At 37.7% G+C, this 21,875-nt stretch carries 25 protein-coding genes and 1 pseudogene; 16 read left to right on the top strand and 10 right to left on the bottom strand.

Translation table 11 applies throughout. The features are described from left to right. Positions 1 to 24 precede the first annotated feature (24 nt). Positions 25 to 177, bottom strand: coding sequence for a hypothetical protein (locus tag LC455_RS20130; RefSeq protein ID WP_223593398.1), 153 nt, complete (start codon positions 175 to 177; stop codon positions 25 to 27). Positions 178 to 199: 22 nt separating this feature from the next. On the opposite strand from LC455_RS20130, the pseudogene LC455_RS20125 reads away from it, so the two are divergent. The 3 genes and pseudogenes from LC455_RS20125 to LC455_RS20115 form a co-directional block, all read left to right on the top strand. Continuing rightward, a pseudogene (locus LC455_RS20125) lies at positions 200 to 316 on the top strand (DUF2249 domain-containing protein); the annotation flags it as partial. Positions 317 to 498: 182 nt separating this feature from the next. Further along, entirely contained in the window at positions 499 to 1,998 is a 1,500-nt protein-coding gene (locus LC455_RS20120; protein WP_223593396.1) for a carboxypeptidase M32, read from the top strand. Beyond that, complete coding sequence (locus LC455_RS20115) at positions 1,995 to 2,909, top strand: DMT family transporter (protein ID WP_223593394.1); 915 nt, start codon at positions 1,995 to 1,997, stop codon at positions 2,907 to 2,909. Before LC455_RS20120 ends, LC455_RS20115 begins: the two co-directional genes overlap by 4 nt. Positions 2,910 to 3,083: 174 nt before the next feature. On the opposite strand, the gene LC455_RS20110 is transcribed toward LC455_RS20115, so the two are convergent. From LC455_RS20110 to LC455_RS20100, 3 genes are read right to left on the bottom strand one after another with little or no spacing between them, the layout of a single operon-like run. Beyond that, entirely contained in the window at positions 3,084 to 4,742 is a 1,659-nt protein-coding gene (locus LC455_RS20110) for a b(o/a)3-type cytochrome-c oxidase subunit 1 (protein WP_223593392.1), read from the bottom strand. After that, positions 4,742 to 5,218: a cytochrome c oxidase subunit II gene (locus tag LC455_RS20105; RefSeq protein WP_223593391.1), complete on the bottom strand. Its 477-nt coding sequence runs from the start codon at positions 5,216 to 5,218 to the stop codon at positions 4,742 to 4,744. Before LC455_RS20105 ends, LC455_RS20110 begins: the two co-directional genes overlap by 1 nt. Before the next feature lie 20 nt (positions 5,219 to 5,238). Continuing rightward, the gene (locus LC455_RS20100) at positions 5,239 to 5,388 is read right to left on the bottom strand and encodes a cytochrome c oxidase subunit 2A (RefSeq protein ID WP_223593390.1); all 150 of its coding nucleotides are present in this window, start codon (positions 5,386 to 5,388) and stop codon (positions 5,239 to 5,241) included. Between the two features lie 351 nt (positions 5,389 to 5,739). Between LC455_RS20100 and LC455_RS31495 the strand changes: the two genes are divergently transcribed. The 6 genes from LC455_RS31495 (at position 5,740) to LC455_RS20075 (ending at position 13,509) form a co-directional block, all read left to right on the top strand. After that, positions 5,740 to 5,865 carry a hypothetical protein gene (locus LC455_RS31495; protein ID WP_263297850.1) on the top strand — a complete coding sequence of 42 codons (126 nt, stop codon included), beginning with the start codon at positions 5,740 to 5,742 and terminating at the stop codon, positions 5,863 to 5,865. Positions 5,866 to 6,048: 183 nt separating this feature from the next. Continuing rightward, positions 6,049 to 7,137, top strand: coding sequence for a type III polyketide synthase (locus LC455_RS20095; protein ID WP_223593389.1), 1,089 nt, complete (start codon positions 6,049 to 6,051; stop codon positions 7,135 to 7,137). Beyond that, complete coding sequence (locus tag LC455_RS20090; RefSeq protein ID WP_223593388.1) at positions 7,138 to 7,707, top strand: isoprenylcysteine carboxyl methyltransferase family protein; 570 nt, start codon at positions 7,138 to 7,140, stop codon at positions 7,705 to 7,707. A gap of 317 nt (positions 7,708 to 8,024) precedes the next feature. Next, positions 8,025 to 11,693: a dynamin family protein gene (locus LC455_RS20085; RefSeq protein ID WP_223593387.1), complete on the top strand. Its 3,669-nt coding sequence runs from the start codon at positions 8,025 to 8,027 to the stop codon at positions 11,691 to 11,693. 21 nt (positions 11,694 to 11,714) lie between these two features. Next, complete coding sequence (locus LC455_RS20080; protein WP_223593385.1) at positions 11,715 to 12,542, top strand: sulfurtransferase; 828 nt, start codon at positions 11,715 to 11,717, stop codon at positions 12,540 to 12,542. A gap of 70 nt (positions 12,543 to 12,612) precedes the next feature. Further along, entirely contained in the window at positions 12,613 to 13,509 is an 897-nt protein-coding gene (locus LC455_RS20075; RefSeq protein ID WP_223593383.1) for a 5'-3' exonuclease, read from the top strand. A gap of 51 nt (positions 13,510 to 13,560) precedes the next feature. Here LC455_RS20075 and sspL read toward each other — a convergent pair whose 3' ends face one another. Next, the gene (gene sspL, locus LC455_RS20070; RefSeq protein ID WP_223593381.1) at positions 13,561 to 13,698 is read right to left on the bottom strand and encodes a small, acid-soluble spore protein L; all 138 of its coding nucleotides are present in this window, start codon (positions 13,696 to 13,698) and stop codon (positions 13,561 to 13,563) included. A gap of 83 nt (positions 13,699 to 13,781) precedes the next feature. Between sspL and LC455_RS20065 the strand changes: the two genes are divergently transcribed. Further along, positions 13,782 to 14,273: a divergent PAP2 family protein gene (locus tag LC455_RS20065; RefSeq protein WP_223593380.1), complete on the top strand. Its 492-nt coding sequence runs from the start codon at positions 13,782 to 13,784 to the stop codon at positions 14,271 to 14,273. 40 nt (positions 14,274 to 14,313) lie between these two features. Then, positions 14,314 to 14,583 carry a DUF6123 family protein gene (locus LC455_RS20060; protein WP_223593378.1) on the top strand — a complete coding sequence of 90 codons (270 nt, stop codon included), beginning with the start codon at positions 14,314 to 14,316 and terminating at the stop codon, positions 14,581 to 14,583. Between the two features lie 60 nt (positions 14,584 to 14,643). Here LC455_RS20060 and LC455_RS20055 read toward each other — a convergent pair whose 3' ends face one another. Further along, positions 14,644 to 15,564, bottom strand: a complete 921-nt coding sequence (locus LC455_RS20055; RefSeq protein ID WP_223593376.1) for a DMT family transporter — start codon at positions 15,562 to 15,564, stop codon at positions 14,644 to 14,646. Continuing rightward, entirely contained in the window at positions 15,561 to 15,977 is a 417-nt protein-coding gene (locus LC455_RS20050; protein ID WP_223593374.1) for an RNase H family protein, read from the bottom strand. Before LC455_RS20050 ends, LC455_RS20055 begins: the two co-directional genes overlap by 4 nt. A 148-nt stretch (positions 15,978 to 16,125) precedes the next feature. On the opposite strand from LC455_RS20050, the gene LC455_RS20045 reads away from it, so the two are divergent. Both LC455_RS20045 and LC455_RS20040 read left to right on the top strand, forming a co-directional pair. Continuing rightward, positions 16,126 to 16,782: a reverse transcriptase-like protein gene (locus LC455_RS20045; protein ID WP_223593372.1), complete on the top strand. Its 657-nt coding sequence runs from the start codon at positions 16,126 to 16,128 to the stop codon at positions 16,780 to 16,782. A 21-nt stretch (positions 16,783 to 16,803) separates the two neighbouring features. Next, positions 16,804 to 16,992, top strand: coding sequence for a zinc-finger domain-containing protein (locus LC455_RS20040; RefSeq protein WP_223593370.1), 189 nt, complete (start codon positions 16,804 to 16,806; stop codon positions 16,990 to 16,992). A 44-nt stretch (positions 16,993 to 17,036) separates the two neighbouring features. On the opposite strand, the gene cspD is transcribed toward LC455_RS20040, so the two are convergent. Continuing rightward, positions 17,037 to 17,237 carry a cold-shock protein CspD gene (gene cspD, locus LC455_RS20035; RefSeq protein WP_026563856.1) on the bottom strand — a complete coding sequence of 67 codons (201 nt, stop codon included), beginning with the start codon at positions 17,235 to 17,237 and terminating at the stop codon, positions 17,037 to 17,039. A gap of 209 nt (positions 17,238 to 17,446) precedes the next feature. Here cspD and LC455_RS20030 point away from each other — a divergent pair, with 209 nt between their 5' ends. The 3 genes from LC455_RS20030 (at position 17,447) to mntR (ending at position 20,524) form a co-directional block, all read left to right on the top strand. Next, positions 17,447 to 17,704: a hypothetical protein gene (locus tag LC455_RS20030; RefSeq protein WP_223593369.1), complete on the top strand. Its 258-nt coding sequence runs from the start codon at positions 17,447 to 17,449 to the stop codon at positions 17,702 to 17,704. 134 nt (positions 17,705 to 17,838) lie between these two features. Continuing rightward, a complete protein-coding gene (locus tag LC455_RS20025) occupies positions 17,839 to 20,007 on the top strand; it encodes a DNA topoisomerase III (RefSeq protein ID WP_223593368.1) in 2,169 nt (722 codons plus the stop codon). Positions 20,008 to 20,101: 94 nt separating this feature from the next. After that, entirely contained in the window at positions 20,102 to 20,524 is a 423-nt protein-coding gene (gene mntR / locus LC455_RS20020; protein ID WP_223593366.1) for a transcriptional regulator MntR, read from the top strand. A gap of 29 nt (positions 20,525 to 20,553) precedes the next feature. Here the strand turns inward: mntR and LC455_RS20015 are convergent, their stop codons facing one another. After that, complete coding sequence (locus tag LC455_RS20015) at positions 20,554 to 20,766, bottom strand: DUF3892 domain-containing protein (RefSeq protein WP_223593365.1); 213 nt, start codon at positions 20,764 to 20,766, stop codon at positions 20,554 to 20,556. Positions 20,767 to 20,846: 80 nt separating this feature from the next. After that, on the bottom strand, positions 20,847 to 21,755 hold the full coding sequence (gene metA, locus LC455_RS20010) for a homoserine O-acetyltransferase MetA (protein ID WP_223593363.1): 909 nt from the start codon (positions 21,753 to 21,755) through the stop codon (positions 20,847 to 20,849). Positions 21,756 to 21,875: the final 120 nt, after the last annotated feature.

Here is a 21,875-nt window from a genome sequence, read left to right as displayed (position 1 = left end):
TTTAATAGAAGAAATCCGCAAAGTTTAGCTTTGCGGATTTTTTTCCTTATTAGCAGTTTTATCATAACAATCAAAACAATAAATCTCTTTTTCCTCGGTTACGACTCCGTTTAAAAATCCATCCAAACAATAAACCTCTTTTTCACAGCCAATACAGGTGCCAACCAGTTCTGTCATAGTTCTCCTCCTTAAAATTATAAACAATCATGGTCCAAGACCGCTCTTATATCAGTTTATGATGGAAAGGAAAGAGCAATTTACTTGGGAATACCTTGAAGAAGGCCCTGAAGTTTGGAAAGTCGTAATTAGCCAAAAAGTAATTTTGAAAACTACACTCTCTCTTTTTCCATTTTATTTATTTTCCATTGAAACATCTCTATTTTCCTATAAACTTATTTTACAACAGAATTCGATTCTGTTGTTTTTTTATAACTTTATAGGCAACTATTTTTCAGAAAAATATGATAAAATTTAACCTGAAGGAAAGGGGGAAGTACCATGACTGCACATTTAGAAAAAGAATTTTTAGAGCATGTAAAAAAAATGTCTGCCTACAATGAAGCAATTGGTTTAATTTATTGGGATTTACGTACTGGTGCTCCGAAGCAAGGGGTGGAACAAAGATCAGAAGTAATAGGAATGTTATCATCCGAAGTCTTTAAAATGTCCACTTCCGAAGAAATGGCCGCCTACATAGCAAGTTTAACAAATGCAGAAGTACCTGAATCGACTAGAAAAATTCTTGAAGAATGCAAAAAGGAATATGAACGCAACAAAAAAATTCCTGCTGAAGAGTATAAAGAGTTTGTTATCCTTCAATCAAAAGCAGAAAGCATTTGGGAAGAGGCAAAAGAAAAGGCAGACTTTGATCTATTTAGACCTTATTTAGAGAAATTAGTGGACATGACAAAACGATTCATTTCCTATTGGGGATATGAAGGCAACAAATATAATGTGTTACTAGATATGTTTGAACCGGGGATTACAACAGATGTATTGGACAATGTATTTGGTGAACTAAGGGAAAAAATTGTCCCCCTGGTCAAGGCAATTTCAGAAGCTGCCAATAAACCTAAAACCGATTTTTTATTTAAAGACTTTAAGAAGGAAAAACAGCGTGAATTCGGCTTGGATATCCTTGCAAAAATGGGTTATAACTTTAATGCAGGAAGGCTGGACGAAACTGTACATCCTTTTGCCATTGGTCTTAATCCTGGGGATGTCCGTGTAACAACAAAATATGATGAAGAGGATTTCCGGACTGCGGTTTTTGGAACGATTCATGAAGGCGGCCATGCTTTATACGAACAAAATATTTCAAAAGACTTGGTAGGCACTCCGCTATGTTCAGGAACGTCCATGGGGATTCATGAATCGCAATCTCTTTTCTATGAAAATATCGTAGGTCGGAGCTTTTCCTTTTGGAAACATAATTATGAACTGTTAAAGAAATATGCAAGTGGTCAGTTTAATCATGTTGAAATTGAAGAGTTTTATCGTGCGATAAACGAGTCAAAGCCTTCATTCATACGAATTGAAGCTGATGAATTAACCTACCCGCTGCATATCATCATCCGGTATGAGATTGAAAAAAGGTTATTTAATGACGAAATCGAAGTCTGTGATTTGCCGAAGGTTTGGAATGACTTGTATGAGGAATACTTAGGAATCCGTCCCATAAATGATGCCGTTGGAGTTCTTCAAGATGTTCATTGGGCAGGAGGCAGCTTCGGATATTTTCCCTCCTATGCATTAGGATATATGTATGCGGCTCAATTTAAGCATAAAATGCTCGAGGATCTTCCAAATTTTGATCAATTGCTGGAAGATGGAAATTTTCTTCCAATTAAAGAGTGGCTGACAAGAAATATCCACCAATATGGGAAAATGAAAAAACCTTTAGAAATCTTGCATGACGTGACTGGTGAAGGGCTGAGCGCTAAATATTTAATCGAATATCTCTATGAGAAGTATGGAAAGGTTTATCAGTTACATTGAAGAAGTCGATTCCGATTGTGCTGATTTCCACTAGTGCAGCCTTGTGGGGAATCATTGCAATTTTTATTAGAAAACTATCTAGTTCTGGCTTTTCCCCAATGGAAATTGTGACATTGAGGGTTATCACTGCAGCGGTATTACTAGGGTTACTTGGGGTATTTCAATATCGCAGCCAATTAAGAATCGCGTATAAGGATCTCCCGCTATTTATTGGCACAGGGCTTTGCAGCATTGTCTTATTTAATTGGTGTTACTTCTCTGCTATTAATCAAATGAATTTATCGATTGCTGTAATTTTACTGTATACAGCTCCTGCCTTTGTAACAGTATTATCCTACTTTTTTCTAAAAGAAAAAATGAATTCGATCAAGCTCATTTCAGTTACAGGAACGATATTAGGCTGTATATTGATAGCAGGACTTAATTTAAATGATACGTCATCCATTAGTGGTGCGGGACTCTTGACGGGGCTGGGCGCAGGTTTCGGCTATGCTCTTTATAGTATTTTTGGGAAGTTCGCCCTGAAGAAATATCCACCCTTTACTGTTACGTTTTATACCTTTGTTGTAGCTGCTATCAGTTTACTGCCTTTAACTGGATTATGGACTAAGGTGGATATCCTTATGAATGGTGATGTTGTCTTTTATGCTATTGGATTGGGAGTGTTTCCAACCGTTCTTGCCTATTTACTTTATACTAAAGGCCTTGAGGATATCGAAACAAGTAAAGCGGCCATTATTGCCACAGTCGAGCCAGTTGTTGCGACCCTTTTAAGTGTTTTTGTATATAATGAAAATTTTGGTGCCATTCAAGGCATAGGCTCTACCATCATTCTTTTATCTGTTTTATTCATTAATCTTCCTGTCGGCTTCGAACGAAGGATTCAAAAAGAAAAGGCTTCAATCAAATGATTGAAGCCTTTCTATTTTTATATTAAATAGTTTATTTCGAATTTGAGAATTGTCCAGCTTCAGCGCCTAGCCCCTCGAGGTTGCTAGTCGGGGCTGAACACTAAGGAAATCTCCTTAGAATGATCATCGCAGGAACAAGCTATGCTTGTTCCGAAGGCGCTTACGCTTTTCTTATTACCACGTTTTGAACCCTTTTGATCCAGGCGGAGCATTTTGAATAATATCAATAAATGGTATCGTGTAAGCGAAAAGGATTAGGGCTGCAGTGATGCCAAGCCATAACTTCCAGTTTTCGAATACCATTGGAGCTGTTTCCTGTGGATTTTCTGCTTCACCAACAGGGAATTCTTCCTCTCCTTTTGGAGCAAAGAATGCTAGATTAATGAAGATAATTAAAACTAGGATAATGCCTAAGAATAAAATCGATCCGCCAACTGCTTGGGCAATTTGATAAGGAATCCATTCAGCCGCCTGCTTTGCTCCTCCATAAGTGGAGAAGGCAGAACGTCTAGGACCGCCAAGCAAGCCCTCGAAGTGCATAGCTCCGGACATGAAGACCATACCAATAAACCAAACCCAGCCTTGGATAATTCCTAATTTATTCATCGCTTTTGTTAATTTGCGTCCTGTTAAATGAGGAATTAGCCAATAGGAAATTCCAAAGAACGTTAATACCACAGAGGTTGCTGCTGTTAAATGAAAGTGCCCAGTAATCCAAATCGTATTATGAACGACTTGGTCCATCTGGTTTGAAGCATTGATGATACCGCCTGCACCCGCAGGGATGAAGGAAGCCATTCCAATGAATGGAACTGTAAAACGAGCATCTCCCCAAGGAAGAACTCTAAACCAGCCAAAAAGCCCTGTTGCCCCTTTTGAACGGCCATACCTCTCAAAGGTCGCAAACAACGAGAAAGCTGTCATTAAGGAAGGAATAACAACCATAAAGGTTAATACTACTTGGAAAAACTTCCAAGCTGGATCAATTCCCGGTTCTGTTAATTGGTGATGGAAACCAACCGGAATAGAGAAGAGAAGGAACAAGATAAACGACAATCTAGCTAATGAATCTGAGAAAATTTTTCCGCCAATTATTTTTGGAATAATAGTATACCAGCACATATAGGCAGGCAATAACCAGAAATAAACTAACGGATGTCCGAAATACCAGAACAAAGTACGGCTGACTAAAACATCAACTGTATCAACTAATCCAAGAGACCATGGAAGCAATTGGAATAAAACGGTTGCCGCTACCCCTAAAGTTGCTACGATCCAAAGGACGGTATTAATAACGGCCATAAAGCTTAATAACGGGCTAGGTTTTCCAGGATTATTTTTCCGCCATTTGGCATAGGTCATTATTTGTGCGGCACCATCAATCCAGCTGCCGACCACAACAAGAGTCAATCCCAAGTAAAAAATCCAATGTGCCTGAAGCGGAGCGTAGAAAGTATATAGGACACTTGCTTTATTAAGCAAAACCATGGTAGCAGCCATTGCTGTTCCAGCAGTCATGGTCCAAAAGCCAATCCAGCCGGTGCGTCTAGCCGCATTGGAATGGGTTCCGGCTGTTCTGCTTACTGCTGCATATTGGAATCCCATTATAAAGAAGGTTGTTAAAACAAGTCCCATCATGACACCGTGAACGGTTAAAATTTGATAATAACCGATTCCTCCAGGAAGTTCATATTTACCAGAACGGACTAGAGTTTGCAGCAACCCCATTAGTCCGCCAAGAGCAAGTGCAATAAATGCCACATAAAAATGCGCCATTGAAAGCTTTGCATCACGCGGGTCAACTTTTATTCTTGAAACTGCTGAGTTAACCATTATTCGACCACCTCAATCTTCGAGCTCATTAAATGGTGACCTGCACCACAATATTCATTACAAACAATTAAATACTCGCCAGCTTTATCAAAAGTTGTCGTATATTCGCTGATATAACCAGGTTCAAGCATCATGTTTATATTGGTTCCCGCCACTTCGAAGCCGTGAATGACGTCTTTAGTAGTAGCGATAACTCGTACCTTCGCTCCAAGCGGCACTTTAACTTGAGCAGGATTATAAGAGAAAGCATGTGCTACATAGACTAATTCATAATCCCAATCTTTTCCCTCTACTTTATGAAGTCCTGGTTTGTCGAATGGTTTTGTTTGATCCACCTTTTCTGGATTAACTGTTGTCAAACAGCTAGGCGGCTTATTCCCTAAATAGAAGGCGCTTACCCCCACGACTGATAAGAAAAAAATAAGACAAGTAATACCGAAAATCAGCCAAATTTTTTCAAATTTATGCATATGCATAATTGTTTCCTCCTTAAATTTTAAAAACGTTCAACGAATAAATAGTAGACACTGACCCAAGTGATAATAATAAAGAATCCCAAAAAGAAAACAGATGCGAGTGTCCCCTTGAGAGAAGAGCTGTCTTCTATTTCAGTCTTATGTTTTGTTTTTAGTTCCGCCTTCGCCATCCCCTTGCACTCCCTTCAGATAATGAAATGATAAATTAATTAATTCTCTTTCATAATACAAAACAATTTTGAAAGTAAAATATGAAATTTCGAAATTCACAAATTGTTCATTCCTTAGATATCTACTATGTTAATGTTATTAACTTGATGTAACAGTGATTTATATCACAAAAGCCCGCTTTCAATTGTGACTAAAATGTGAATAATCACATCTAACCTGTGATAAAAGTAATTGATTAATAGCTGATTTGTGAAAAAATGAACAAATTTAAAAGATAGTCACAAAATGGAAAATAGAAAATAAGATAAAATCAAATACCTAATTTTCTTTCAGAAAAGAGCGTGTTTTTTGTGGAAAAGTATTATTGTGAGAATTGCCGCCTTCTTTACGATGTGGTCGAAATTTGCAAGATTTGCGGATCTGTAGCCGATAAAAAAATTAAAATTGAAGTTCAAAAGCAGCCAGATAAACAGTAAATTGGAAATGTTTATGCAATGTACGAAAACCATTTCCGAGTTATAATAAGAGAGCACAACAACAACCTTCAAAACGTTTGCTTCTCCAAATAGGGGAAGCTTTTTTTTATCGTTTTTTTCTCATCGCATAATTTTCTTGTCTGCTGGAAAAAATACCCTTACATATGTCGAAGGAGAATGATAATGCCTACGATTATTTCCATTGCAGAGGCAATTCCACCATTTGAAATTAAACAAGGACAGGCATCGAAATTCGCGCGTGAGCTCTTTAGCGATTCATTTAGGGATATTGAACGATTATTAAAAGCGTTTCAAAATGGTCATATTGAAAAAAGACATTTTGTAAACGATATTGAATGGTTCCAAGAGAATCATTCTTTTGAGGAAAAGAATAATGCTTATATCGAGTCTTCTACCACACTTGGTATCGAAGCTATCGAAAAGTGTTTAAATAATAGCGTTTTTCTAACGGAAAATATTCCTTATGAAGAAATTGACGCTATTTTTTATATTTCCACAACTGGTATCGCCACACCAAGCATTGAAGCAAGAATCATGAATACCTTGCCATTTCGTTCCCAGACGAAGAGGGTGCCAATATGGGGATTGGGCTGTGCTGGAGGGGCTGCAGGTTTATCTAGAGCATTTGAATACTGTTTGGCCTTTCCAAACGCAAAAGTTCTTGTACTTTCTGTAGAGTTATGCAGCCTGACCTTCCAACGTAACGACCTATCCAAAAGCAATTTAATTGGGACTTCTCTATTTGCCGATGGCGTTGCTTGTGCATTGGTTTGTGGTGATAACGTGAACATGGAGGGTATTAGGAAAAAGGCGGCATCACCGATGATCCTCACCACACAATCCATGTTGATGCCTAATTCTTTGGATGTGATGGGCTGGGACGTTAAAAATTCTGGATTGTATGTCGTATTCTCACGTGATATCCCCCATATCATTGAAGATTGGCTAAAGCCTAATGTTAGTGGATTTTTGGAGGAGAACGAATTGACCATTGAGCAAATTGACTATTTTATCGCCCATCCAGGTGGAAAAAAAGTTATTGATGCTTATGTTAAGTCATTAGAAATTCCCTCTAAAATGACGGAAGTATCCCTTGAAGTATTAAAGCAGTATGGGAATATGTCCTCGGCAACCGTTTTATATGTTTTAAAGCGTTATATGGAAATGGATATTTCTGAAGGATCTATTGGGCTCTGCACCGCCCTTGGTCCAGGATTTAGCTCAGAATTACTTCTATTGAGGTGGAATTGAATGAAGGATTTCCTTCCTTTTACACTGTTTTTTAGCTTCATCATACTTCAACGGATTGTGGAAGTCCTGGTTGCGAAAAATAATGAATCTTGGATGAAGCAGCGAGGAGCGATTGAATTTGGTGAAAAACATTACCGATTTATGGTGCTGATGCACAGCTTGTTTTTTATTAGTTTTTTATTGGAAAAGCTGTTATTCAATCGAGGATTCTCTACTGTGTGGCCTTGGGTTCTTATGATATTTGTTTTTGCCCAGTTTTTTAGAATTTGGGTAATCGCTTCATTAGGGAGATTTTGGAATACAAAAATAATTGTCTTACCTGATGCTCCAGCCATTCGCAAAGGCCCTTACCGATATATAAGGCATCCAAATTATTTTGTTGTGACAATCGAATTTTTAGTTATTCCAACCTTATTTTCAGCCTATTTGACAGCTTGTCTTTTTACGATTTTTAATGCCATTATGCTGGCTATCCGAATTCGCGAGGAAGAAAATGCTCTTAAAAGTTTAACCGAATATGAAGGAACCTTTAAGGACTGCCATCGCTTCATTCCCAAGTTTGTTAAATAATTGTGACAATTCATAAGAGATATTGAAAATCATTATCAGCTATGCTACTATTTAATTAACGATGAAAATCATTCTCAGCTGAGAGTCTGATAAGGAAGGTGTTACATATGACTTTTGCTTTTGTGGGCGGAACCGTTTTAATTTATGCATTTGTCATGAAGCACGTTTTAAAAAATGTTACACATTAATAGGATTTAAAAAAAGCCAAGGTAAAAAGCCTTGGTTTTTTTTGTTTTTTCTAGTGTCAAGATAGGAAAAGTTTGAATTATCGTATAAAATAAAACATATTATCATGTTGTTAAGGGGTATATAAGATTATGGTTAAAACAGCCAATCCAAATGAAACGATAGAAACACTAAAGCATAAAACTGTTTCAATATATGAATATTTATTGGGACAAGAGGACCATCAGCAAGCAGAAAAGGTGAAACAACTTGCCCAAAAATTAGAAAATCGTGAGTTCACTATTGCCTTTTGCGGACATTTTTCTGCCGGAAAATCGACAATGATCAACCAGGTCGTCGGCGAAAATCTGCTGCCATCAAGCCCAATACCAACAAGCGCCAACCTAGTGAAAGTAAAATCTGGGGAGGAATACGCCAAGGTGTTTTTCAAAAATGAAAAACCAAGGCTTTATTTAGCCCCCTATGATTATGAATTGGTCAAAAACTATTGCAAAGACGGAGACCAAATTGAGGAAATTGAGATTAGCCACAGTGATTCCCATTTACCGCCTAATACGGTGATTATGGACACTCCTGGTATCGATTCAGCTGATGATGCTCACCGAATAGCAACCGAATCAGCGATACATCTCGCCGATTTAATTTTTTATGTGATGGACTATAATCATGTTCAAGCGGAATTAAACTTTTTGTTTACAAAAGAACTTACCGAAGCAGGCAAAGAAGTATATTTGGTCATCAACCAAATCGATAAGCACAAAGATGAAGAATTAAGTTTTTCAGAATTCCAAAAAAGTGTTATAGATTCCTTTGCTTCATGGGGTGTAAAGCCTGCAAAGATTTTTTATACTTCCTTAAAATATAAGGACAACCCATTTAATGAATTTCATGATCTTCAGGAATTCATTGCTGAAAGATTAGCGGCAAAAGATCAATTTCTGCTCCCATCTATTTTTCATTCTTTGAAAAAAATAACTCAAGACCACCTAAATGACTTAAAAAAAGCAGAAGAAGAAAAGCTTGCTCCAGCAGTGGATTTGCTAAATGAGTTACCCGATCATGAGAAACAGACTTTGTCAGCATCCTATCAAAATATCACTTCTGATTTGAAGAAATTAAAGGAAGGAGTAGGTGATAAGGAAAAAGACTTCGATCATGAAATTGCACAAATTATGAAAAATGCCTACCTCATGCCGTTTCAAACAAGGAATTTGGCAGAGGGCTATTTAGAATCGTGTCAGCCGGAATTTAAGGTTGGATTCCTCTTCTCCAAACAAAAAACCCAAGAGGAAAGGGAAGCGAGGTTGGACTGCTTTTATCAAGATATTCTTGATAAAACGAAATCACAGCTCGAGTGGCATTTACGGGAATATTTACTGCGGACCTTGAAGGAAACCAAGCTTGATCAAGGTGAACTACTTAGTTTAGCTCAAGGATTTTCAGTTCCAGTCCCGCTTGAAATTCTACAGAAAACAGTTAAGACAGGAGCCCGTTTATCAGGAGAATATCTTCTTCATTACACAGATGATGTCGCAAATGAAATAAAGAAGATTGCGAGAAATCAATTAAGTGAATTTAAAGCTCGATACTTAGATTCGTTAACAGAACAAAATATCAAATTAAAGAATCAGTTCGAAAAGGAATTTAGCAATGTCGAGAAATATGTAAACGCCTTATCAGAAATAACCAATTCCGAAAAAAACTTGATGGGTATCGAAAAACTCATTTCAGAGAAGCTGACACAATCAGAAGGTCTGAAGGAAGATTTTTATCACTTGTTCAGCCAAAGCGAAGTGGAAGAGTACGAATTAATCAAATCTGAAGGAGTAACAATTGTTGCTAATGAGAATAACAACAGCAAGCCTGCCCCTTCAGTCCAGGCAGAGATTCTTCCTCTTAAAGAAGCAAAATCGTTTCAGCCAATTGCAGAAAATCGTTTGCAAGTAACCATTGATCGCTTGCATCATGCTTCAAAGCTGATTCAAACTCTGCCAGGTTTTAAAAAGCTTTCACTAGAATTAGTCGAAAAAGCAAATAGATTAAATAATAAGGGATTTACAGTTGCCTTATTCGGTGCATTTAGTGCAGGAAAATCTTCTTTTGCCAATGCCTTGATGGGGGAAAAAGTGCTGCCTGTTTCGCCAAATCCGACAACGGCTGCCATTAATAAAATCAAGCCAGTAACAGATAAAATTCCTCATGGAACGGTATTAGTGAAGTTTAAAGAAAAAAGCACCATGCTCGAGGATGTAAATCGTTCCTTGAAGGTTTTTGAGTTTCATGCTGACGATTTTGCAGAGGCTTCCAAGAGAATTGATCAAATTATGCTTGGGGAAGGTCAAGCAGGAGTTTTGGAAAAGACCCATTTTGCTTTTCTGCAAGCCTTTAATAAGGGCTATGACACATTTGTTAATCAACTTGGGACCATCATGGAAACTGATTTAACCGAGTTTCAAGAGTTTGTTGCAAAAGAGGAAAAATCCTGCTATGTCGAATGGATTGAGCTTTATTATGATTGTGAGTTAACACGCAAAGGTATTACCCTTGTGGACACTCCAGGAGCGGATTCCATTAATGCCCGTCATACGGGTGTTGCATTTGATTATATCAAAAACTCAGATGCAATCCTGTTTGTCACATATTACAACCATGCTTTTTCAAAAGCAGACCGAGAATTTCTGATTCAGCTCGGGCGTGTCAAAGAATCATTCCAAATGGATAAAATGTTCTTTTTGATAAATGCCATCGACCTTGCTGAAAATGAGGCAGAGAAGGATGCAGTTGCCGCTTATGTAGGTGAACAGCTTGTTAAATATGGCATAAGAAATCCGCACCTCTATTCCTTATCGAGTCTGCTCGCATTAAAAGAGAAAACTAATCCGACAAAAGATAGAAGCTCCGGAATGGCGAATTTTGAAGATGCGTTTTATCATTTTATTACCAATGACCTGACAGAAATGACTGTTTCTTCTGCGGAGGCGGAATTATCTCGTGTTCAGGGGTTAGTGAACAAGTTAATTCAAAATTCAAAAGAAGACAAGTCAATTAAGGAACAAAAGCGGCTTGAGATCGAAAAACAAAAGGCGGTCATTCAGGGATTGTTTGAACAACAAACACCTGAGGCTATTCAAAACCGTTTATATCAAGAGGCTGAAGAATTAGTTTATTACATCAAACAACGAGTATTTTTAAGGTTTGGCGATTTCTTTAAAGAAGCATTTAATCCTTCAACCCTAAGAGACGATGGCCGAAATTTGAAAAGGGCATTGCAGGGTGCGCTGGATGAATTTCTAGAAAGCCTCGGCTTTGATTTGGCTCAGGAAATGAGGGCAACAACCGTAAGATTAGACAGGTTCATCGAAAAACTTTTTGTAGATTATCAATCTGCTGTAACTAGAAAACTTATTGAAATAAATCAAGACCTTTCTTTTTCAACGTTTGAAATATTACATGGAGAGGATATTGATTTTCAAACAGCCTTTACAAGCCTAAATAATCAACAGTTTTCCAAAGCAATGTCTTATTTTAAAAATCCAAAATCATTTTTCGAAAAAAATGAAAAGCAGCGGATGAGTGAAGAACTTTACAATACATTAAATCCTCTTGCAGATGACTATCTAAGGCAGGAAACGAATCTTTTAAAGGGACATTATGATAGGAAATTATCAACTGAATTTAACCGTTTGTTAAATCAAATGGAGGAGCAGGTGAAGGATTATTATCAAGGACTCCTTGCTGCATTAGAAGGCGGAGTCTCCATTGAACTTTTGACCGAAATTCAAGAGCAATTACAAAAATAATATGAAAATGGGGGGAAGATTTTGAAGTTTATCCTGGATAAAGAATGGTTACACAAAAATTTACAAGATAGTCATGTAAGAATTGTTGATTGCCGGTTTTCATTAGCTGATCCTGAAAAAGGAAGAACAGAATATTTAGCTGGCCATTTGCCTGGCGCTGTCTATTTTGATCTGGAAAAAGACCTATCAAGTCCTGTCCGAGAGCATGGCGGACGGCACCCCCTGCCAGAATTAACGGAATTAGTCGATAAACTGGAAACTGCAGGAATAGATGATGAAAAGGTAATTGTTGTCTATGATAATGGTGAAGGTGCATTTGCTGGCCGGTTTTGGTGGCTCTTACGTTATCTTGGACATGAACAGGTATACGTACTAGATGGGGGCTTTAAACAGTGGGTAGAAGCAAATTATCCAACAACTGCGGTGCTGCCGTCCTTTGAAAAAGAAAAGTTTAACATCCAATTAAAACCGGAAATAATGGCGGACATTGAAGAAGTGAAAGAAGCAGCTTTAGGGAAAAACGAAAATGTTGTTGTAATTGATTCACGTGAAGAAAAGCGGTATTTAGGCATTGAAGAACCCATTGATAAGAAAGCAGGCCATATTCCAGGGGCAATCAATAAACCCTGGATGGCCGGTTTAAATAACGGGAGCTATAAAAGGGAGGAAGAACAAAAAGAGCGGTTCTCGGATGTTGGAGAAGACAAGAAAATTATTGTTTACTGCGGCTCTGGCGTAACTGCAACTCCCAACTTCATCGCTTTAAAGGAAGCCGGGTATAACAATGTAAAGCTTTACGTTGGAAGTTTTAGTGATTGGATTTCCTATGAAGAAAATAAAATAGAATAATTTTTGACCTCAGATTATGTTATAATGGAGAACGTGTTGTTTTTCTACCAACAATTTTAGGAGGTCAAAAATGAACAATATTCAAAAGCCTTCACTTATGCTAGTTGATGGAATGGCCTTGTTATTCCGTGCGTTTTATGCAACGGCGGTAACAGGACAATTTATGATAAATTCTAAAGGAATTCCTACAAATGGAATCCATGGTTTTATAAAGCATTTATTTACAGCCGTATCTTCTTTTAAACCAACCCACCTTGCCGTTTGTTGGGATATGGGCAGTAAAACCTTCCGAACAGAATTATTTGATGCTTATAAAGGGAATCGCGGCGAGGCTCCTGTTGAGCTCATTCCGCAATTTGATTTAGTAAAAGAGGTCGTTGCCTCATTTGACATACCTAATATTGGTCTAGAAGGGTATGAAGCAGATGATTGCATCGGAACCATAGCTAATCAAATCAAAGAATATGCACATGTTTCGATTTTGACGGGTGATCAGGATATCCTTCAACTCCTTGATGAGAGAATCTCCGTCATCCTATTGAAAAAAGGTTATGGAAATTACCATGTACACACGCCGCAAACCTTCTGGGAGGAAAAAGGAATTACACCAAGGCAGATGATTGATTTAAAAGCTTTAATGGGTGATCCTAGTGATAATTATCCAGGAGTTAAAGGAATTGGTGAAAAGACAGCATTAAAGCTACTTCAGGAATTTGATCATGTCGAGGGTATTATCGCAAACTTGGACCGGCTGTCTAAATCCAACAAAACTAAAATTGAACAGGATTTAGAAATGCTTCACCTATCAAGAAGGCTCGCAGAAATTAAATGTGATGTTCCCGTAAGCTGTACCTTAGAAGATGCTGGACTCAGAATTGAAAAAGAAAAAGCATTAAATAAATTAATGGAATTAGAGCTTCGCGGCCTGCAGCGTTTGCTGCCGCTGGATGAAGCATATGTTTCCTAATAGCAAGTAAGGTTGATCTGGCTGCCTGTCTGTGGGCAGCCAGATTTTTATTCATTTTGTATTTTTCTTTTTGGCTGCATTTTCTAATTTACTTTTTGGTTCCTCAGCAAATTCTGCATCCTGACCGTAACCTTGTGGATTAACACCGGGTGCTTTAACACCACGACTAGCTCCGAGTTTTTTACCCATATCCATCACCTCCTGCTTGGTTAGTATCTCCATATGGAATAATAAAACTCAGCCTTTCTAACAATAAAGGCAGAGGTGATAAAATGAACAAAGGTGTTTATTTAGCCCTTTTTAGCATTGCACTGGCACAGGGTGTGAAAATTCCTATCCACTATTTTAAAAAGAAGGAATGGCGTCCAGAGCTTTTTTTTGGGACAGGCGGGATGCCTAGTTCTCATTCAGCGGGCGTATCAACGTTAACAACGTATATTGCCCTGCAGCGTGGCCTGCCAACGGTAGATTTTGCCCTATCCCTTGTTTATGGGCTGATTGTCATGTACGATGCCCAAGGGGTTAGAAGGCAAACAGGGGAGCTCACCTTAAAGGTAAACTCAATGAATGATCTAATTGAAAAGATACAAAAAGATGAAAGTGTAGAATTTAAAGAAGAGAAACCCAAAAAGCTGAAAGAAATGTTAGGTCATGAGCCAGAAGAAGTAATTGGCGGAGCACTTCTAGGGGTCCTAGTGGGAATTTTAGGCCATAAATGTACAAAAAAGAATAGAAAAATCCCCAAATTTACGTTAAGATTCTAAAGGGACGCTTTTAGACTGCAGGGAGAGGGATGGAACGTAAATGCGGACGGTAGAAGATTATTTACACTTCTTGAAGGGAAAGGGATTTCAGTTTCAAGAAGATGCCATTGGATTTATTTTTTTCGGGAAACATTATACAAATGCTACCGATGAAGTCATCAATACGGCAATTGAACTAACTTTAAAGGCGCAGAAAACCTTTGATGGCAGTTTTTATGTTTCATTGCTGGAAACATTAGCTTCAAATAGGATTAAAACCAGAAGCGGCGCCATAAAGTTCGTTAAAGAAAAAGAACTGCTTGCTTTATAAATCGCTATTTTGCGCAAAGATACAAAAAAACTCCCTTCCAAATTGGAAAAGGGAGTTTTTTTATCCTTCGATACTCTTATTTTTTTTAAGGAAAGGGATTTTGTTAACCGGCATCTCTGCAAAGATCATTCCCATAAAAATAAGTATGCAGCCAAACAATGCACTGACGGATAGGCGTTCATCTGCCCATAGGTAGCCAGCGATCGCAGCAAAAACGGGTTCCATTGCGAAAATTAAAGCAACCCTGGTTGCTGACGTATATTTTTGAAAATTGGTTTGAATAAAAAAGGCCATGGCAGTGGCGAAAACACTTGTGATAATTAATGCGAGGATGACTGAATTCGATAATAAATTAGACATGTTAAAGGAATTTTGCCAATCCTCAAATAGAAATGAAGAAATCATTGATAAAACGGCAACGGTTGTTATCTGAATGACCGTTAATAAAAGTGATGGATACTTGCTTGAAAATTTACCAGTAAAAATGATATGCATGGCAAAGCTAATCGCACAAATAAAAACAAATCCATCGCCAATATTTAAAGAACTTACATCCGTCATTGTCAGCAGGAATAAGCCAAGTGTAGCGGTAATCACACCTAATACCGCATTCCGGCTAGGCATTTGCTTTAATAAAATCATTGAAAATAACGGAACCAATACGACGCTTAATCCAGTGATAAATCCAGCCTTTGAGGTGGTGGTATATAGTAGGCCGATCGTTTGTGTTACATATCCAAGGAACAGCCAAAAACCAATTAAGACTCCTGATTTAATTAGTTTGAAGTCCAAGAATTGTAATTGCTTTCTCTCAAAAATAAGCAGGCAAATAATAAGTAATATTGCCGCAATGAAGAAACGAATCCCGTTAAAAGCAAAGGGAGAGAGAAAGTCGATGGCATTCTGTACCAATACAAAAGTAGTTCCCCATATTAAAGTGACAAGAAGCAAACTTAAATCAGCATAGATAGTTTTTTTCATGGTGTTGATTGCTCCCCAATTTCATTTTTTTGAATAGCCTGTCTGGCAAGCTCATCAGCTGTTTTGTTTTCAGCACTTGGTATCCACTTCATAAAAAATAAATCAATTTGTTTAGCTAATTGCAATGCCCTTTCAAGCAAAGGAGAATAAAGCTTGTTTTTAACGAATTCTTTTTCAACAGCCTTGTTAACCAATTCGGAGTCAGTCCGAAAGGAAACAACACCGTCAGCAAATCCCTTTTCTAGGCAAATCTCTAACGCTTTAATAAAAGCGTGAAATTCCGCTTCATGATTTGACATAACTCCAAGGGGAATTGAATATTTTTCAACTATTCCGTTTCCTTTAATGAAAATACCTGCACCGCTAGGACCAGGATTACCGGCACTGGCTCCATCAATGTAGACCTCAATCAATTTACGTTTCCTCCAACAATGTAATAATGAAAGTTTATCATATTTTAAAACAGTCATGCAGGAAAATATTTTTTATATGGCACAAGTGGGTATGATAAAAAAGAATATATATAATGGTAACTGAAATTTTCATGAAGGACTGAAAACAATGAAATATAGGCTTGAGTGGTATCATAAATTAAAAAGTAATGAAAAGGTCCAATTCTCATCTGAGTGGGTTTCAGGTGAAACAGCCATTGAGATAGGTGAGGAATTGGAGCAATCCGGGAAAATAACGGACCTGTATTTTTATGATGAGAAAGGAACATCTTGGATTTTAAAGGAAATGAGGAAACTGTTAACAGAAATCGAAGAGGACCCACATGAAATTATTGTATTTTTTGACGGGGGCTTTCAAAAGGAAACAAATGAAGCTGGTCTCGGAGCTGTTATCTTTTTTAAACAAGGGAAGAAGAAATACCGGATTCGAGCTAACGAGCGATTTAACGAAATGGAAACTAACAATGAAGCCGAATATGCTGCTTTTTATTATGCTTTAAATATTTTAGAGGATTTAGGTGTTAAACATTTATCCTGTGAATTTAAGGGGGACTCGCAGGTTGTGTTAAAACAGCTGGAAGGGGATTGGCCGTGCTATGAAGCAACGTTAAACCGCTGGCTGGATCGAATTGAGGAAAAAATCAAAGCGCTTGGTCTTATTCCTAAATATACGGTCATTCCAAGAAAAGAGAATAAAGAGGCAGATAAGCTGGCTACCCAAGCACTAGAAGGAAAAGAAATCTTTGCCAAAACATTAATCCTATAACATTGGGGGTGTACGGAATTAGTGAAGGATCAAGCCAGAAAAGAACTTTTAAGTCAGGTCGAAAACATGATTAATCATTACTGTGAAGGCTGCTTTTTGCATCAATATTTAAAAAAAGAAGGCGGACGGAGGACAGCGCACCGTTTTTGTATTTCACAATGCACCGTTGGAGAAAAGCTGCAGGAGTTTGGGAAAAAACTGACAAATTAAAAAGGCTGACGAAATCGTCAGCCCTTGAATGGTTATTATTAGGATTATAGTTTTACAACGTTAGCTGCTTGTGGTCCACGGTTTCCTTCAACGATTTCGAAAGAAACTTCTTGGCCTTCTTCTAATGATTTAAAGCCTTCGCCTGTGATAGCGCTGAAGTGTACGAATACATCGTCGCCGCCTTCAACTTCGATAAAACCAAAACCTTTTTCATTGTTAAACCATTTTACTTTACCGTTTTGCATTTACTTCTTCCTCCTAAGCCTTTCAAGACACCCCTTTATTGGTGCCAAAGATGAATATTATCATGTTCGGATACATGATGCTTTAAATATACAATAAGGGAAATGGACAGTCAAGGAATGGCAGCGTTTTTTTATCCAATTCATAACATAAAATTCCTACTTTTTCATATGTTTAATTAATAAATTTTACATGATTGGGTGGGGAAATCATGTATCGATTTTCGATTGACGGAGACGAATGGATCTTAAGATTCTCACCACAGATAAGGATTGAAGCAGACGAGAAACAGGCAATCTTTATGTCCTTGCAGCAAATGAGTCATAAACTTGCCACTTTCTCGCATGGAGATGCATTTATCATGTTTAACAGGAATATCGGAGCGATTGTCTTTAATGTAGAAAGGATTCCATCATTTATATTAACCGTTTCAAATATTATTTCAGAAGAAAATTGGTATATTCAGTAGTCATGGATAAACGTAAACCTTTTCGGGCCTCTAACCGGAAAGGTTTTTTTATGGATATGATTATTACTTTACGAGGATAGTTCGAAATAGGTAAAATGAAAGCGGAGATGTTTTTAAAAAAGGGGACAATGATTATGAAGCTAATTATTGCTGAAAAACCAGATCAAGGTTCAACTCTGGCGTCCATCTTTAAGCATAAAAAACAAAACGGCTTTATTGAAATTTTTCCGAATGAACTTTTTCCAAATGGTGCCTATGTAACGTGGGCAATTGGACACATTTGCCAATTAGTTCCTCCAGAAAAATATCAGCCTGGCTGGAAAAAATGGTCCTTGGATAATTTGCCTATCATTCCAGAACAGTTTGAATATGAAGTCACGAAAGATAAAGCAAAACAGTTTGCAATTATTAAAAAGCTTGTTTCCAATCCGGAGGTAATGGAAATTATTCATGCCGGTGATGCGGGGCGTGAAGGGGAGTTAATTATCCGCAATATTTTAAGATTAACCAAATGCCATAAGCCAATGAAGAGGCTTTGGATTTCATCCTTAACCGCGAATGCCATTCGAGAAGGATTTAAAAAACTACTCGATGAAAACGATACACGAAGCTTATTTTTTGAAGCCTATACACGTGCATGTGCTGACTGGGTGGTTGGGATGAATGCATCTAGACTTTACAGCCTGCTTCTTCAAAAACAAGGTTTTTCCGATGTATTTTCGGTTGGAAGAGTTCAGACACCTACATTAGCTTTAATCGTTAAGAGGGAATTAGAAATAGAAAATTTTAAGGCTGAACCGTTTTGGGAGGTTCTTGCTCATTTCTTAATAAATGAAAAAAAATACATTGGGAAATGGCAGAACGATGGTGAAACTCGTGTAAATAAAAAGGAGTTGGCCGAAAAGGTTGCAGCATTTTGCCAAGGAAAACCGGCTGAGGTCGCGAACGTAATCTCCGAGCGAAAAGAATTTTACCCACCCCTTTTATATAATCTTTCTACTTTACAGGCAGAGGCTAATAAATTATTTAAGTTCCCGCCGAAAAAAACACTGGATGTTCTGCAAAAACTCTACCAAAAAGGAAATGTTTCTTACCCACGCTCTGACTCACGTTATGTGACAAAAGAAGAAGCGGGCACCTTCCCGGAAATTCTTAATAAATTAGGGCAGCTTAAAGACTATCAAGCCTTTTTCCCATTGCCGATTTCCTCGATTGCAGATAATAAACGGTATGTAAATGAAAAAAAAGTGACCGATCACTATGCCATCATTCCAACTGAGCAAATTCCAACTATGGAAAAGTTAGATCCGGATGAGCGGAAAATTTATGACTTAGTAGTTAAAAGTTTATTAGCGATTCATTACAAAAAAGCCATTTTCGAATATACTACGGTAACAACCCTTGTAGATGGACGAGCAGAGTTTATCTCGAAGGGGAAGGTTCAAATTGAAGAAGGCTGGAGAAAGGTTTTAAAACCAAAGGACCATGATGATGACCCTGCCCTGCCGCAGCTGGCAAAAGGGGAGCAGGGAATCACAGAAAAGGTAGAGGTAAAAGAGAGCCAAACACAGCCGCCCAAGCGATATACAGAAGGGCAGTTAATAACCTTAATGAAAACAGCTGGCAAACATATCGAGGATAAAGAATTAGAGAAAATTTTGGCGAAGACAGAAGGACTTGGGACAGAGGCAACTAGAGCAGGTATTATTACGATGCTGAAGGATCGGCATTATATTGAAGTAACCAAAAATTTGGTGTATGCCACCGCCAAGGCCAAAATATTAATCGGTGCCATTGGTCAAGAGGTACTTGCTTCACCGGAAATGACAGCAAAGTGGGAGCAAAAGCTGAAGGAAATATCAGACGGCTTCGCTTCACCTAAGCAGTTTATGGAACAGACGAAAAAGATGGTTTTGCACCTAATAACATCCGGAACTGGTCAAGCTAATAATTGGGCTTTTTCAGATGACGTAAGGGAAAATTTTACTCCTGGGAAGAAATCAACGAAGACCAGAACCTTTACAAAACTAGGACCTTGTAAGAAATGTGATGGGGCGGTTGTCGATAAAGGCAGCTTTTATGGCTGCTCAAATTATAAAAATAATAAGTGTGATTTTACCATTTCAAAAAAAATCCTTGGAAAGAACATAACCCAAAAGAATATTAAAATGCTTCTTAAAGAAGGAACAACAGAACTGATAGAAGGATTTACAAATAAAGATAAAACCTTTAATGCAAAGCTTTATCTCGATGAAAAGGAGCAAAAAATTAAATTTATTTTTGCTGAGCCTGCACCAAAATAAATACCGATGGGATCTGATTCAGAGATAAATAGCCTTGTCACTCGTTTTTATCTATAGTAAACTTTTAATGATGATAGACAATGGAGGGTAAGGGATGCCAACACCGAGCATGGAAGATTATATTGAACAAATTTATAATTTAATTGAAGAAAAAGGATACGCGAGAGTCTCTGATATAGCCGAAGCGTTATCTGTACATCCCTCCTCAGTAACAAAAATGGTTCAAAAGCTGGATAAAGATGAATATTTGGTGTATGAAAAATATAGAGGACTTAGTTTAACTCCAAAAGGTAATAAAATTGGCAAGCGACTTGTTTTTAGACATGAACTTCTTGAACAGTTTCTCAAAATTATAGGAGTTAAAGATGAAAACATCTATACTGATGTTGAGGGGATCGAGCATCATTTAAGCTGGGATTCCATCGATCGTATCGGGGACTTGGTTCAGTTTTTTGAAGAAAACCCGAACCGCGTGGAAGCATTAAAAGAAATTCAAAAACAAAATGAACAAAATTAAAAGAAGCACCTGGCCTGAGCCGGGTGCTTTTAAAATAAGTTTGGATAATCGTCGAATGACTGAGTGGACTCTGTGGTTAACGATAATGTTCCATCAGCACCCTGAACGGATGATATTCCATCGATTTCACCCGATTCTGCCTCGATTAAAGCCTTTCGATAGGATATAATCCGTCCTTCTGAAGTGACAAAGCTGATAATTTCACCAAAATGATTACGATGCAATGCGACTATTGTCTCCACGATTATTCCTCCTTTTCGATATATTCTTTCTATATCATACGCAAAATAAACCAAAAAGCACCGGCCTACGCCGATGCTTTCTAATCCCAATTAAATGGGGTTTCCTGATAGACATAATAATTTAGCCAATTTGAAAAGAAAAGGTGACCATGGGAACGCCAACGGTTGATTGGCGGCTGTGTTGGGTCATTGTTTGGAAAGTAATTTTCAGGCATATGAATCTCTAATCCTTTGTTTAGATCGCGATCGTATTCCTGTGCAAGTGAATCAGATTCATATTCTAAATGACCAGTAATCATAACATGCTTTCTATCTCTTGAAGCAATTAATAAGGCCCCTGCCTGCTCAGAAGCAGCCAGCAGCTTTAGTTTCGGATTCTTTTTAATCGCTTCTACGGATACATCTGTATACCGGGAATGAGGAGCATAGAACTGATCATCAAACCCTCTAAGTAAGATATCATTTTGTTCGAAAATTCGATGAGCATAGATGCCAGAACATTTACGAGACAATTCAAATTTATCAATATCATAATGATAGTAAAGTGCTGCCTGCGCGCCCCAGCAAATATGTAAAGTGGAAGTTACATTTTTATTGGTCCAATCCATAATTTCTTTAAGTTCAGACCAATACTTTACTTGATCAAACTCTAAAAGTTCAACTGGGGCGCCAGTAATGATCATCCCGTCAAATTTCTGGTTTTGAATTTGCGGAAAGGTTGTGTAAAACTGTTCAAGATGCTGTTTACTTGTATTGGTAGATTCATAAGAGTCTGTTTTTAAAAACTTAACATTCACCTGAAGGGGTGAATTACCCAATAATCTTAGCAGCTGTGTTTCCGCTTTTTCCTTTTCAGGCATTAAATTTAAAATAAGTATATTTAATGGCCTGATGTCCTGACTTGTAGCACGCTCATTGTCCATGATAAAAATATTTTCCTGCTCCAAAATTTCCCTTGCAGGCAACAGCTTAGGAATGTTAATAGGCAAGTGACCAACCCCTTATTATTAAAATGATACATTTATTAATACAACGGTTCACCGTTGTCCGTCAATGAATATTTAAAAAATTCATTATTCTTATTATAAACATATATTATAAATTCAGAA

The sequence above is a fragment of the Neobacillus bataviensis genome (genome assembly GCF_019969725.1).
The sequence above is the reverse complement of the archived record's forward strand: the minus strand, read 5'-3'. Positions and strand labels throughout refer to the sequence as shown.

Coding starts and splice junctions, on each gene's coding strand:
- LC455_RS20085 (WP_223593387.1), top strand. CDS start 8,025: ATGGTTAAAACAGCCAATCCAAATGAAACGATAGAAACACTAAAGCAT.
- mntR (WP_223593366.1), top strand. CDS start 20,102: ATGCCAACACCGAGCATGGAAGATTATATTGAACAAATTTATAATTTA.
- LC455_RS20060 (WP_223593378.1), top strand. CDS start 14,314: ATGCGGACGGTAGAAGATTATTTACACTTCTTGAAGGGAAAGGGATTT.
- LC455_RS20065 (WP_223593380.1), top strand. CDS start 13,782: ATGAACAAAGGTGTTTATTTAGCCCTTTTTAGCATTGCACTGGCACAG.
- LC455_RS20110 (WP_223593392.1), bottom strand. CDS start 4,742: ATGGTTAACTCAGCAGTTTCAAGAATAAAAGTTGACCCGCGTGATGCA.
- LC455_RS20090 (WP_223593388.1), top strand. CDS start 7,138: ATGAAGGATTTCCTTCCTTTTACACTGTTTTTTAGCTTCATCATACTT.
- LC455_RS20025 (WP_223593368.1), top strand. CDS start 17,839: ATGAAGCTAATTATTGCTGAAAAACCAGATCAAGGTTCAACTCTGGCG.
- LC455_RS20130 (WP_223593398.1), bottom strand. CDS start 177: ATGACAGAACTGGTTGGCACCTGTATTGGCTGTGAAAAAGAGGTTTAT.
- LC455_RS20030 (WP_223593369.1), top strand. CDS start 17,447: ATGTATCGATTTTCGATTGACGGAGACGAATGGATCTTAAGATTCTCA.
- LC455_RS20095 (WP_223593389.1), top strand. CDS start 6,049: ATGCCTACGATTATTTCCATTGCAGAGGCAATTCCACCATTTGAAATT.
- cspD (WP_026563856.1), bottom strand. CDS start 17,237: ATGCAAAACGGTAAAGTAAAATGGTTTAACAATGAAAAAGGTTTTGGT.
- LC455_RS20100 (WP_223593390.1), bottom strand. CDS start 5,388: ATGGCGAAGGCGGAACTAAAAACAAAACATAAGACTGAAATAGAAGAC.
- LC455_RS20075 (WP_223593383.1), top strand. CDS start 12,613: ATGAACAATATTCAAAAGCCTTCACTTATGCTAGTTGATGGAATGGCC.
- LC455_RS20105 (WP_223593391.1), bottom strand. CDS start 5,218: ATGCATATGCATAAATTTGAAAAAATTTGGCTGATTTTCGGTATTACT.
- LC455_RS20055 (WP_223593376.1), bottom strand. CDS start 15,564: ATGAAAAAAACTATCTATGCTGATTTAAGTTTGCTTCTTGTCACTTTA.
- LC455_RS20120 (WP_223593396.1), top strand. CDS start 499: ATGACTGCACATTTAGAAAAAGAATTTTTAGAGCATGTAAAAAAAATG.
- LC455_RS20045 (WP_223593372.1), top strand. CDS start 16,126: ATGAAATATAGGCTTGAGTGGTATCATAAATTAAAAAGTAATGAAAAG.
- sspL (WP_223593381.1), bottom strand. CDS start 13,698: ATGGGTAAAAAACTCGGAGCTAGTCGTGGTGTTAAAGCACCCGGTGTT.